Genomic DNA, 12,767 nt, shown 5'->3' with positions numbered 1-12,767 from the left:
TTTTTACGCCAGGTTAGTCAGCGTTGATTGCAGCTCTTCAGGCTTCTCCACAGAAACGGTAGATAAGTCCGCGCATATTCTTTTATTTAAACCAGACAATACTTTTCCAGGACCGCATTCCAATGTGGTAGTGATGCCTTGAGCAACCATATTATTCACGCATTCAACCCAGCGCACCGGACTATAAATTTGCTCGATCATTAACGCCTTTATTTTTTCGGGATCAGACTCTGTCGCAGCAGTAACGTTGTGCACAACAGCAATAGAAGGCACTGAAAATTGTGTTCTGTTAATTTGTTCAGCCAGCCTCTCCGCTGCTGGACGCATTAAATCAGTATGAAACGGCGCACTCACCGGCAAAGGCAAGGCGCGCTTTGCACCTGCTTCTTTACACAGAGCAATCGCGCGCTCTACAGCAGCAACAGAACCAGCAATCACAACCTGACCGGGAGAGTTAAAATTAACCGCAGACACCACCTCACCCTGCTCTGCTTTTTTACATGCATCCAGAATCAATCCATCATCAAGCCCAATAATTGCAGCCATCGCACCCTGCCCAGCAGGCACAGCTTCTTGCATAAATTTACCGCGCTGCTGCACAAGCTTTACCGCATCTTTAAAGTCAACTACGCCCGCACAAACCAACGCTGACCATTCACCCAAACTGTGGCCTGCCAATAGGACCGGCTGCGCACCGTTTTTTTCTTGCCATACGCGCCAAATAGCAACGCTGGCAGCGAGCAACAAGGGCTGCGTACACTCCGTCAGATTGATTTCTTCTTGTGTTCCGGTTTGCACCAATACCCACAAATCGTACCCTAGAACAGCTGAAGCTTCAGCAAACGTCTGTTGCACTATCGGGAACTCAGCGGCCAATTCCGCCAACATACCAATTTTCTGAGAACCTTGACCTGGAAATACAAATGCAAGATGTTGACTCGTCATAATATTGATGCTTCTCTATTTTGCTGGAAATTAATGTTCAATGAATACTTGTTGTATCCTTGAGGGAACCTGCTGAATTACTTGTTCACGGGCCACAATCAAAGCATGCAAAAATGCCTTTTCGTTTGCACTTCCATGGCTTTTTATTACTGTTTTTTGAAGCCCCAGAAATGTAGCCCCATTATACAAAGCAGGATCCAACTCATTGCGCAGGAGCTTCAACAACGACGAAGCTAGAACTGCCAAAATTTTTGTTAAAAAACTTTTTTGGATAATAGACTTAATTCTTTTTGAAATAAATCGAGCAACACCTTCGCTTGCCTTCAAAGCAATATTGCCACTAAAGCCATCGCACACAATTACATCGACTGCGCCGCTAAAAATACCGTCAGCTTCTATAAAACCGACATAATTAATTTTAGTCTCTGTCTTCAACAAAGCATGAGCGGCCTGTAAAACATCAGTGCCTTTTTGATCCTCTGTACCAACGTTTAACAATGCCACACGTGCACGATCTGAAGGCGCAATATTTGCAGCCAATACCGCCCCCATCAATGCAAACTGATGTAATTGCATAGGAGAGCAATTTAAATTAGCGCCTAGATCCAGCAAATAGGTACTCCCATTCTCTACCGGCATGGATTTGCAAATTGCCGGGCGCTCAATACCCGAGAATGTTTTTATCAAGAACTTAGACATTGCCAACAACGCACCGGTATTACCAGCACTCAGACATGCGTCAGCATGATTGCTGCGCAACATCTCCAAGGCAACCCACATAGATGATGTTCTTTTCTGACGCAACGCCATTAAAGGGTCGTCATCCATGCGTACAACATCATCAGCGTGCACAATGGTTATGCGATTGAGTAATTCAGAGGATTGCGGAAGCAGAGAGCGGATTTGGATTTGATCGCCGACCAAAACCAAATCAACATCAGGAAACTGAACAATAAATGTTTGTGCAGCAGCAATAGCAACGCGGGGACCTAAGTCCCCGCTCATAGCGTCAACCGCTATTCGAATTCTTGCCGACAAGATGCTGCTGTCGAGAGTAATAAATTACTCGTCGTTACCCTTGTCGATTACCTTACGGCCACGATAGAAGCCATCGGCAGTCACATGGTGACGCAGGTGTTTCTCGCCGCTGGTAGCGTCGACTGACAATGTTGGGCCAGTCAATGCATCGTGTGAACGACGCATGTCACGTCTGGAACGGGATTTTTTGTTTTGTTGAACTGCCATGGTTAGCTCCTATTTACTGACTCGTTGGAACCGAGGCGCCTCAGGATTTCGGCGAGCTCTTAAGTTGCTCCAACACTTGAAATGGGTTTTTCTCTTTTTTCACCTCAACTGGCCTACCACTGGAGTACAAATCGCCGTCGAGGCATGACTCCTGATGATAGGCAACAGCAGGTAAACTCAGTAGCAGCTCTTCTTCGATCATCTCGTAAAGATCTGCCACACCTTCGCCTGTTATCCATGGATCAAGATGCTTTGGCAAGTTACTTGCCTCTTCTTCATCCCATACAACCGCAAGCGAAATAGTACTTTCAATTGGGACAATAACTGGCTCAAGACAGCGTTGGCAAACTAGAGATAATTCAGCGCCTGCAGTGCCAGTAATGACCTTTTTCCTTTCTTCACTGACTGTAAACTCAAGATTCACAGTCACTTCACCTTCTGAACTTTCGGTCGCATCAACTATGCGATTGAGTTCCGAAACAGGAATATAACCCTCCAAAGTCACGCCATGTTGTGCGAATTTTCGGGGGTCACCCTGCCGAGGCAAAATCTTGTAAGAAGGGGGCTTAAACATAAGCGCGGCATAATAGGGGTATCAGCTACTAGTGTCAAAGAAAAACTGGTCAAATAGCGGTATTTAGTAGCTTTGCAGTAAGATTGACCCCGCATATAGCGTTTAAACTCTTAAGACGACATCACAAATGCACAAAAATCGTATTATTCTGGCATCCAGCTCACCCTACAGAAAGCAATTATTAGGCAAATTGGGACTCGAATTCGACTCAATATCGCCTGATATTGACGAGACACCAATGCAGGAAGAAAAACCAACCGACCTAGTATACAGGCTTGCCCAAGAAAAAGCTCGTGCACTTTCAAACAGCTACCCTGACCACTTGATTATTGGTTCAGATCAAGTTGCCACCATAGCTGACACAATTATTGGAAAACCACTTAATCATGAAGACGCCTTGGCTCAGCTAGAGAGCTTCAGCGGAAAACAAGTTTGGTTTTTGACGGGTCTGTGTCTACTCAACAGCGCAACAGGCAGAACTCAAACAACTGTTGAACGTTACAGCGTCAAGTTCCGCTCATTAACCAGAGCGCAACTCACCAATTATCTCAACAAAGAGCAACCCTATGACTGCGCCGGAAGCTTTAAAGCTGAAGGTTTAGGTATATGCCTTTTCGAAAAACTTAGCGGTGATGACCCAAATACACTAATCGGCTTGCCGCTGATCGCTCTAACCAAAATGCTGGAAAATGAAGGGGCAGCACCTTTGGCCCACTAACCCAAGCGTCCCCATGACAGCAATTGATCAAATTGGTCCAGACACACAACCGGATCATAACTGTGCAGACGGCTTACATCATGAGCCCCATAACTGACCGCGATACGAGGCATCATTATCCGACGCGCCATCTCCATGTCGTATTCCGTATCACCAATCATTACTGCGTCATTTACATCCATGCCAAATTCGCGCAGCAATTGCTGAAGCATCAGGGGATTTGGCTTGGATGCAGTCTCATCCGCACAGCGAGTCGCATGAAAGAAGCTAGAAAGCCCTAACACACCCAATATACGATCAAGACCTTTGCGACTTTTACCTGTGGCAACCGTTAAAATATGTCCATCTTCTTTTAATTTATCCAGAACATCGATAACACCCGGGAAAAAATCAGAAGGACGCGCCTCATCCAGGGCCAAAAAGTGCCGGGCGTACGCATCACGCAGACATGAGCGTCCAAACGCATCCACATCGGGATACAATTGCGCTATCGCTTCGGGAAGCCCCAAGCCAATGATGTTGTGGATATGATGGTCATCCAACGGATCCCACCCCATATCGATCGCCGCCAACTGCATAGATGTCGTAATCTTGGCCTTCGAATCACTCAAAGTACCATCCCAGTCAAAAATCAATAACAATTACTACTCCAAATAAGGACTATTTCGTCCGGCTATCGTTTAATTGAGCCATACAAGAAAGAGGCACCGCCAAATCCGGAGGAAGAGGCGCCTCGACATGAACCAACTCTTCCGAGCCAGGCAAGTAAAAAGATAAGGAAGAAGCATGAAGAAATAATCTTTTAACCCCTCGCTCTCGCATCAGGGCGTTGACCTCGTCATCACCGTATTTTTCATCTCCAACGAGAGCGTGCCCTGAATACTGCGCATGCACCCTTATCTGATGCGTTCGCCCTGTTATGGGGCGCGCCTCTATCAAACTAAACCCATCAAAACGCTGCAACAGCCTGAACTCCGTAAGACTTGGCTTGCCATCAGGGTGCACTTTTACAATCCGCTCTCCACCTGCAACAACTGTTTTGAGCAAGGGCGCGTTAACCTTAGGCGCAACCTTTGACCAGTCTCCAATAACCAAGGCCTTGTAAATTTTGACAACCCCCCCCTCTTCGCCAGCTGACTTTTCCCGCAATGCGGCTTGCAGATGACGCAAGTAGCTACGCTTTTTGGCAATCATAATGCAACCTGATGTGTCACGATCCAAGCGATGCACCAGCTCAAGATGATGCTCCTCCGGGCGCATCTGGCGGAGTGTTTCAATCAACCCCAAGGTGACACCACTACCACCATGAACAGCCAAGCCTGGTGGTTTATTAACAACTAGCAGCCCCTTATCTTCAAATACTATAGATTTGGCCAGCAACGCCATCATTTGATGACTCGCCTTAGCTTCAGTCCCCGCTTCTGCGGTTCGAACAGGAGGAACCCGAACCAAGTCCCCAGCCATTAATTTATATTCAGGCTTTATGCGGCTTTTGTTAACGCGCACCTCCCCCTTGCGAATCACGTTATAAATTTTTGATCTGGGCACCCCCTTGAGGCGGGCAATCAAAAAATTATCCAGACGCTGCCCCGCATGCTCTTCATCAATGGTAATGAGCGACACTTGAGCAAAAGGTTGGTTTTTTGCGGGTTCCCCCGCTGTTTTAGTCAGTGTTTTCATGGCGACAATGATACCCGATCCCCTGCCAACACCACATCAAGACAATCATCTAACGATGGAAAAAACAGGTAAATCACTGATTTAATTGCCGCCTAAAGGCATAGCTGCTATATTCAAGCGGCTGATACAGGCTGGTTTCCGGATAGCGCATAGTAAACAGGCGCATCATTAGGAAATACCGCTGACAGCAAGAGCTGCCGGCATGCATAACCAACATTGAATATGCACCCGCGCTCTTAGTTGACACTGACAACGGCAGACTGCAAGCCTGACTTGCCGGATGCCCTAACAATTGCATCAACCAACGTTGCTCTCATTGTTAATACTGTTTTTTGTTTTGCTGAACTCTAAATAGCGTTCTATTTGTAAATTCTGGACAATTCGCCTTACTTGAAACCCTGTCCGAAGCCAATTTTGCAGGTTGCATATTTAATCTTGCAGTTGAAGCCTTGAGTCCAACTGCCTGACTGGGAACCAATTTGAAAATTTCACGTTTTCACTACTGCTTCCCACTCAATCAGAGATAAAAAAATTAACAACCCGGTCGCCGCAGGATGGCACGTCACCTTGACCGATACTACAAATAGGAAAGCCAGCCAATTCAAGCTGGTAAAAATGAGCCGAATGGGTATTCAAACCACTAGCACAGCCGCTGCAAAGCGATAGTACTGTGAAGTTGGACCAAACCCACCAACCGCTGATGCGAGCCCAATTCGGGTAGCGCATTAGTCCATAAGGTTGCGCAAAACACTACTGTGCTAACACTGATTGTCACGTCGAACCTGATGCTTCAGACAATTAGGTAACACATGAAAAGAATGCTTATTAATGCAACTCAACCCGAAGAGTTGCGCGTAGCCCTAGTCGATGGTCAATGGCTTTACGATCTCGACATCGAAAATCGCAACCGCGAACAAAAAAAATCCAACATTTATAAAGGTCGCATCACTCGGGTAGAACCCAGCCTGGAAGCTGCTTTTGTTGACTATGGCGCAGAGCGTCATGGATTCCTCCCCCTAAAAGAAATTTCTCGCGAATACTTCACTAAAAATTCTGGCGATTCCGATGGTCGCATCAAGATCAAGGATGTACTCAAGGAAGGTACAGAAGTCATAGTTCAAATTGACAAAGAAGAACGCGGCAACAAAGGCGCAGCTCTAACCACCTTTATCAGCCTAGCCGGCCGTTATCTTGTGCTTATGCCCAATAACCCTCGCGCAGGCGGCATTTCCCGTCGCATCGAAGGAGAAGATCGCGCCGAATTGAAAGATGCCCTAGGTGAGGTAGAAGTTCCAAATGGAATGGGCGTCATTATTCGTACCGCAGGGGTGGGCCGTAGCGCAGAAGAACTTCAGTGGGACTTGAACTACCTTCTTCAACTGTGGGACTCCATTGCCACCGCAGCCAAAAACTCAGCTGCCCCCGCATTCCTCTTTCAGGAAAGCAACGTCATTATTCGCGCGATTCGCGACTATCTGCGTCAAGATGTAGGCGAGGTTATCGTTGATAACAAAGAAGCCTTCGATCTTGCTGCTGGCTTTATTCAACAGGTAATGCCGAACTACCGCAGCAAAGTGAAGCTCTATCAGGATGACATCCCATTATTTAATCGCTATCAGATAGAGTCGCAAATCGAAACCGCCTTCCAACGCGAAGTTAAATTACCTTCAGGTGGCTCTATTGTTATTGATGTAACAGAAGCGCTAGTTGCAATCGATATCAACTCATCGCGTGCCACGAAAGGTGGAGACATTGAAGAGACTGCATTGCAGACCAATCTTGAAGCTGCAGATGAAATCGCCCGCCAATTGCGCCTGCGAGATATGGGTGGACTTATAGTAATTGACTTTATTGATATGCAGCCTGTACGGAATCAACGCGAAGTTGAAAATCGCGTGCGTGATGCACTCATGATGGACAGAGCTCGCGTACAAATTGGCCGCATCTCCCGCTTTGGTTTAATGGAGATGTCGCGGCAACGCTTACGCCCATCCTTGGGTGAAACTCATTCAAAGATCTGCCCACGATGCGATGGCGTAGGCACCATTCGTGGCACCCGCTCACTGGCACTTTCCATCCTCCGCCTGGTTGAAGATGAAGCCCAGAAAGAGCGTAGCGCAGAAATTCGTGCAATTTGCCCTGTTTCTGTCGCCACATATTTGCTCAACGAAAAACGAAAAACTATATCCAGCATTGAATCTCGCAATAATACACGCGTTGTAATTGTTCCCAATGCAGACTTGATGACCCCTCACTTTGAAGTTCAGCGATTGCGCGACGACGATGAAGGCACATTAGAAACCAGCTATAAAATTGTTGGTCATGCCGATGAAGCAAGAGATGACGAAGAAGATCTCCAAGCGAAGCCCTTAATTGCACCAAAACCACTTGTTCAACCAAGCAGCCCAAGCCAGCCGGCCCCAGAGCCAATCAAAAAATCGAGCCTGTTCTCTCGCTTGGTTAGCTCTATTATTGGAGTATTTAGCGGAGAAAAAGAAGAAGGCAAAAACAAGCGCGACACCAAACGCGACAGTCGCCGCAACTCTCGCAACAACCGTCGCGATAATCGCAACCGTCGCGATAAAGACCGCAAAGAAGATAGAGATATTATCGATAACCTGGAACATCGGCATGTAAGCGACAACAAAGTTACTCGTGATCAAGATAAACGAGATAATCCCGAGCAACGCAAACCACGCCATAATCGTGAACAACAACGAGATCAACAGATAATAGCTGCAGGCGAAGATGATTCTCGTCAACAACGCAATCGCAATCAACGTCATGATCGCGATAATAAACGCCATGCCAATAAGGAAGAGCAACCTCTGCTTGATTCGACTGCAACCAACGAAGCAGTTAATCTGTCCGACGATAACGATGATCAACGACCTTCCAAACGTCCAGCTGGCCGCCGTACACGCTCACAACAGCGCCGCCGCAGCCGTCACAATGACACGGAAATAACTGAACAGGATAACAGCTCCAACCAAGAGTCAGTACAAGCCCCTGTCTCGGTTACTACATCATCTGAAGAACCTAAAACTTTAAGCGAATCTGCGCAGCTCGCTCAACAGATCTCTGCAGCTATCGCCGAACACGCTTCTCAAAGTCAATCAGTTAAGGCAGCTCCAGAGCAAGCCCTGGCATCAAATCTTCAAGAGGAAAAACAAAACCCAATTGAACAGCTATTGAATCACGATTCTGGATCAATACCTGAGCCTGCAGTGACAACAATGACAACAGAAAAAACTGTCCTCACTGAAGCCCCTGCAACCGAACCAACGCCTCATGCAGAGAATACAGATTCAGTTACGCCATTAACAACAACTGAAACAGACGCGAATAACGGTATTAATGTGGAAATTGAAACTCCGCAACACTCTACTATTACCGAAATTACTCTTCCTGTAGGGATACCTGCTAGAGCAAATAATGACCCCCGCAAAGCACCCAAACCTATAAGCCAAGTGAGCATCATCACTGAAACTATAGACAACCCAGCCTCACGTGCGCTCGATACCAGTTTACCGCCAAGTGTTGATCACAATCCTCGCCCCTTAAGTCGACCACTTAATGATCCTCGTTTGGCCAAACGTAACAATAAAGAATAAAAAGATTTAAGTCAGGCGCCATCAAAAAACCAAAAGACCGAATTGAAAACAATTCGGTCTTTTTATATTCAGAACCCACCCAGAAGTTTTTGCATTGTTGGATTTAGCTATAAAAAATTTTGTATTTCACTTGCCCAATAAAAAAAGCTCTGTATAATTTGTCGCACTCGGAAGGGTGGCAGAGTGGTTTAATGCACCGGTCTTGAAAACCGGCGTAGGTGCGAGCCTACCCAGGGTTCAAATCCCTGCCCTTCCGCCATATTTTGATTGAACAATAAATCGTAAAAAAGCATCAGGAAACTGATGCTTTTTTATTTTTTAGCCCTTCTAAAATGCAACACCCATTCATTTTTATTGTCTTAGTAAGCGAATCCAAAGCTGTGATAAAACTTGGCTTTATGATTGCATCTTTGTATTATCATTCAAAATTAAGCTTTTAATGATTACGGAGGGTTTTATGCAAGAAGTTTATAATGTCCAAACCACGCAACTCAGCCAGACCGAAACCAGTAAAGTGTTGCGTAACACATACATGCTGCTCGGATTAACTCTGGCCTTTAGCTCGATCTCCGCAGGCATTGCCATGAGCCTAGGGCTAGGTCACGGCGCCGGTCTTATTATGAGCTTGGTAGCAATGGCGCTTATTTGGTTTGTATTGCCGCGCACAGCAAACTCTTCCGCAGGATTATTGGTTGTTTTCGCATTTACCGGTTTGATTGGTGCTGGTCTTGGCCCAATTCTTAATAAATACCTGAGTATGGCGAATGGTTCAGCCATTATCATGCAAGCACTCGGGGGTACTGCATTGGTGTTTATCGGCTTATCAGCTTATGTATTGACAACACGTAAAAACTTTAACTTTCTTGGCGGATTTGTTGCTGTAGGTATGATGGTAATGCTAGCAGTAATGGTATTTTTACTGGGTGCTGCATTTTTTGGCTATCAATTTTCCGGCTTACAACTAGCCTTCTCTGCAGGTATTGTATTGTTAATGTCTGCACTCATTTTATATCAAACTAGCGAAATCATTCACGGCGGAGAGACCAATTACATTATGGCGACCACCAGTCTGTTTTTGTCCATAGTGAATCTGTTTACTAGTTTGTTGCACTTACTCGGCATAAGCAGTGATGAGTAATCTTACCGTAATATCTATCTAAGGCTCCCTCTGGGAGCCTTATTTTTTTGGATTAAATTTAATATGGTTTTTTCATTAGCAGTTTATTCAGCACCCTATTCTTCGCAAGCAAGTTATACCGCCTATCAGTTTGCTACTGCCCTATTAAATCAAGGCCACCACTTACACCGTGTATTTTTTTACCAAGATGGTGTACACAATGCATCTAACCTAACAATACAGCCACAAGACGAGTTTGATTTGCAACGAGCATGGCAAGAACTCGCAAAAAATCATAATTTAGATATTGTTGTATGCATTGCTGCGGCACTAAAGCGTGGCATCATTGATGAGCGTGAAGCTCAACGCTATAACAAAGCATCACATAATCTCGTTAATGGATTTTCAATAAGTGGATTAGGGCAATTAATAGAAGCTGCAGCAATATCAGATAGATTAATTAACTTTGGTTAATACAATGCAAAAAAAAATACTTATTATCAGCCGCCACGCACCTTACGGAAGCAGTATCGCAAGAGAAGCAATTGATGTTGCTTTAGCTGGCACAGTTTATGATCAAAACATAAGCTATTTATTTATGGATGATGGCGTTTTTCAATTACTTAAAAATCAACGAAGTCAGAAAATCGATCAAAAAGACATAAGTGCTACACTAAAGGCACTCTCAATTTATGGAATAGAAAACATTTACGTGCACGAAGAATCATTAAAAGAAAGAGGTATTATTACTGATGAACTTATCCTTGATAGTTTACGGCTGCTCAATAGCAAAAATGTAGCAGCTTTACTAACTGAACAAGATCAACTTATGAGCTTTTAATAATGGGTATCCTTCATACAATCAATAAATCGCCATTTGCATACAACACCTTTAATTCGTGCTTACAGGTGTGCACAAATAACGATGGAATTTTATTGCTTGAAGATGGTGTATTGGGAGCAATTCAATCTGCACCCTGCGCCAAAGAATTACAATCAGCAATCAATAACGGCACCCCAGTATTTGCATTAGAATCGGACGTAAACGCCAGAGGACTACAAGAAAAATTAACAGAGGGTATCCAAGTAACTGACTACGACAAATTTGTTCAGCTAACACTACATTATTCTTGTGTGCAAAGCTGGTATTAATATGATAGTAGCCGGACAAAATGTGCCACTGGACAAAGATGGGCATCTCATTAATTTGACACAATGGAATCCTCAAGTTGCCCAAGCATTAGCAGCACAAGAGAACATTGTTCTAACGCATGAACACTGGGAAATTGTCAATTTGATTCAAGAATTTTATCGCGAATATCAAATCTCACCCGCAATGAGAGCGCTGGTCAAGTACACAGAAAAAAAACTCGGCCAAGAAAAAGGTAAGAGTGTCTATCTGCTACAACTATTCCCCCCCAGTCCGGCTAGAATAGCCAGCAAAGTTGCTGGCCTCCCTCGCCCCACAAATTGTTTATAAATTAACACCAGATAGAAGTTATAACGATTCCCGTTATTTATTATCAAAATAGTCTTTAGTTAATTTTATGACCACGGGACTAAGCAATAATAACGAGATTAAATTTGGCAGTGCCATCAGAGCATTTAATGTATCTGCAAGCAACCATACAAAGTCTAATTGGAATACAGCACCGCCAAAAACTGCAGCAACCCAAAACATACGAAAAGGCAGCACCGTTTTTCGTCCAGCCAAATATATCCAGCACCTTTCACTGTAATACCCCCAGCCCAAAATTGTAGTAAATGTAAAAATAATTAACGCAACGGAAACCAAGTAACCACCAATACCAGGCATTGCAGACTCAAATGCAACAGTTGACAAGCTTGCACCTTTTGCCCCGCTCGTCCAAACACCAGAACATATGATGACAAGCCCCGTCATGGTGCAAATAATGATCGTATCAATAAATGTACCTATCATTCCAATCAACCCCGAACGCACAGAGTTATTGGTTGTACCGGCAGCCTGTGCAATACCCGCAGTCCCCAAACCAGCTTCGTTAGAAAAAATTCCACGAGCAACGCCGTATTGCATCGCCATTAAGACAGCAGCACCAGCAAATCCACCGGTGGCTGCAGCTGGCGTAAATGCATGCGTTAATATCAGTAGGAACGCATCGGGAATTCGGTCACTGTAGACGATTAAAACTGCCATTGAGATAACTACATATCCGATACACATAACGGGAACTAAAGATGCAGATACTTTTGCAATGCGCTTGATTCCACCAAGAACAACCAAAGCCACAATAACGGCTGCAACCAATCCTGTTATCCAACGTTCAATATGAAATGACGACTCAATAACCTCTGCCATACTGTTTGATTGAACCATATTGCCAATACCGAACCCGGCAAGCCCACCAAAAGTGGCAAATAGAAACCCCAGCCAAGCCCATGATTTCCCAAGTCCATTTTTTATGGCATACATCGGGCCACCACAATATTCCCCTTTCTCATCTTTCTCTCGATAATGTACTGCTAATACAATCTCAGAATATTTAGTTGCCATGCCAACTAAAGCTGTGCACCACATCCAAAACAAGGCACCAGGACCGCCTAGGAAAATCGCAGTTGCAACACCAGCGATATTTCCGGTCCCTACAGTTGCCGATAAGCAGGTCATCAATGCTTGGAATGGGCTTACATCCCCCGTGGAAGCGTCACCTTTGACCCGCCCTCCCCACATAAGACGAAATCCAAGCAACAAGCGCAACAAGGGCATACCTTTCAAGGCAATCATTAGAAATAATCCAGTACCCAGAATCAAAATCAGCATAGGGACACCCCACACCAATCCATTAAGCCAGCCTACATACTGTTGGATAAGATCCATAAGAGCCTCATGTGAGC

14 protein-coding genes and 1 tRNA gene are annotated in these 12,767 nt (G+C 45.0%); 8 read left to right on the top strand and 7 right to left on the bottom strand.

Annotated elements, in window-relative coordinates; genetic code table 11:
- Positions 1 to 3 precede the first annotated feature (3 nt).
- From fabD to B2739_RS10455, 4 genes are read right to left on the bottom strand one after another with little or no spacing between them, the layout of a single operon-like run.
- A complete protein-coding gene (gene fabD / locus B2739_RS10470) occupies positions 4 to 945 on the bottom strand; it encodes an ACP S-malonyltransferase (protein ID WP_331345806.1) in 942 nt (313 codons plus the stop codon).
- A 30-nt stretch (positions 946 to 975) separates the two neighbouring features.
- Positions 976 to 1,983, bottom strand: coding sequence for a phosphate acyltransferase PlsX (plsX, locus tag B2739_RS10465; protein ID WP_331345805.1), 1,008 nt, complete (start codon positions 1,981 to 1,983; stop codon positions 976 to 978).
- Positions 1,984 to 2,007: 24 nt separating this feature from the next.
- On the bottom strand, positions 2,008 to 2,190 hold the full coding sequence (gene rpmF, locus B2739_RS10460; RefSeq protein ID WP_331345804.1) for a 50S ribosomal protein L32: 183 nt from the start codon (positions 2,188 to 2,190) through the stop codon (positions 2,008 to 2,010).
- Positions 2,191 to 2,230: 40 nt separating this feature from the next.
- Positions 2,231 to 2,764 (bottom strand): YceD family protein, encoded by a 534-nt coding sequence (locus B2739_RS10455; RefSeq protein ID WP_331345803.1) that lies wholly within the window; start codon positions 2,762 to 2,764, stop codon positions 2,231 to 2,233.
- A 127-nt stretch (positions 2,765 to 2,891) separates the two neighbouring features.
- On the opposite strand from B2739_RS10455, the gene B2739_RS10450 reads away from it, so the two are divergent.
- Positions 2,892 to 3,482, top strand: coding sequence for a Maf family protein (locus tag B2739_RS10450; protein WP_331345802.1), 591 nt, complete (start codon positions 2,892 to 2,894; stop codon positions 3,480 to 3,482).
- On the opposite strand, the gene B2739_RS10445 is transcribed toward B2739_RS10450, so the two are convergent.
- Positions 3,479 to 4,123: an HAD-IA family hydrolase gene (locus B2739_RS10445; protein ID WP_331345801.1), complete on the bottom strand. Its 645-nt coding sequence runs from the start codon at positions 4,121 to 4,123 to the stop codon at positions 3,479 to 3,481. The two genes, B2739_RS10450 and B2739_RS10445, sit on opposite strands and share 4 nt — an antisense overlap.
- A gap of 19 nt (positions 4,124 to 4,142) precedes the next feature.
- Positions 4,143 to 5,162: a 23S rRNA pseudouridine(955/2504/2580) synthase RluC gene (gene rluC, locus B2739_RS10440; RefSeq protein WP_331345800.1), complete on the bottom strand. Its 1,020-nt coding sequence runs from the start codon at positions 5,160 to 5,162 to the stop codon at positions 4,143 to 4,145.
- 809 nt (positions 5,163 to 5,971) lie between these two features.
- On the opposite strand from rluC, the gene rne reads away from it, so the two are divergent.
- The 7 genes from rne (at position 5,972) to B2739_RS10405 (ending at position 11,373) form a co-directional block, all read left to right on the top strand.
- Complete coding sequence (gene rne / locus B2739_RS10435; protein ID WP_331345799.1) at positions 5,972 to 8,776, top strand: ribonuclease E; 2,805 nt, start codon at positions 5,972 to 5,974, stop codon at positions 8,774 to 8,776.
- A 169-nt stretch (positions 8,777 to 8,945) separates the two neighbouring features.
- Positions 8,946 to 9,035: transfer RNA gene (locus B2739_RS10430), tRNA-Ser, on the top strand.
- Between the two features lie 198 nt (positions 9,036 to 9,233).
- Positions 9,234 to 9,914: a Bax inhibitor-1/YccA family protein gene (locus tag B2739_RS10425; protein ID WP_331345798.1), complete on the top strand. Its 681-nt coding sequence runs from the start codon at positions 9,234 to 9,236 to the stop codon at positions 9,912 to 9,914.
- 63 nt (positions 9,915 to 9,977) lie between these two features.
- Positions 9,978 to 10,367, top strand: coding sequence for a sulfurtransferase complex subunit TusD (gene tusD, locus B2739_RS10420; RefSeq protein WP_331345797.1), 390 nt, complete (start codon positions 9,978 to 9,980; stop codon positions 10,365 to 10,367).
- A 4-nt stretch (positions 10,368 to 10,371) separates the two neighbouring features.
- On the top strand, positions 10,372 to 10,734 hold the full coding sequence (gene tusC / locus B2739_RS10415) for a sulfurtransferase complex subunit TusC (protein ID WP_331345796.1): 363 nt from the start codon (positions 10,372 to 10,374) through the stop codon (positions 10,732 to 10,734).
- A 2-nt stretch (positions 10,735 to 10,736) separates the two neighbouring features.
- Positions 10,737 to 11,045 (top strand): sulfurtransferase complex subunit TusB, encoded by a 309-nt coding sequence (gene tusB / locus B2739_RS10410; protein WP_331345795.1) that lies wholly within the window; start codon positions 10,737 to 10,739, stop codon positions 11,043 to 11,045.
- 1 nt (position 11,046) lies between these two features.
- Positions 11,047 to 11,373: a TusE/DsrC/DsvC family sulfur relay protein gene (locus tag B2739_RS10405; RefSeq protein WP_331345794.1), complete on the top strand. Its 327-nt coding sequence runs from the start codon at positions 11,047 to 11,049 to the stop codon at positions 11,371 to 11,373.
- Between the two features lie 33 nt (positions 11,374 to 11,406).
- Here the strand turns inward: B2739_RS10405 and B2739_RS10400 are convergent, their stop codons facing one another.
- Complete coding sequence (locus B2739_RS10400) at positions 11,407 to 12,750, bottom strand: sodium:alanine symporter family protein (RefSeq protein ID WP_331345793.1); 1,344 nt, start codon at positions 12,748 to 12,750, stop codon at positions 11,407 to 11,409.
- Positions 12,751 to 12,767: the final 17 nt, after the last annotated feature.

This window comes from Cellvibrio sp. UBA7661 (assembly GCA_002483365.1).
In the GTDB taxonomy this organism is placed as follows: domain Bacteria; phylum Pseudomonadota; class Gammaproteobacteria; order Pseudomonadales; family Cellvibrionaceae; genus Cellvibrio.
Note: the sequence above shows the minus strand (reverse complement) of the source record. Positions and strands in the feature narration are given on the sequence as shown.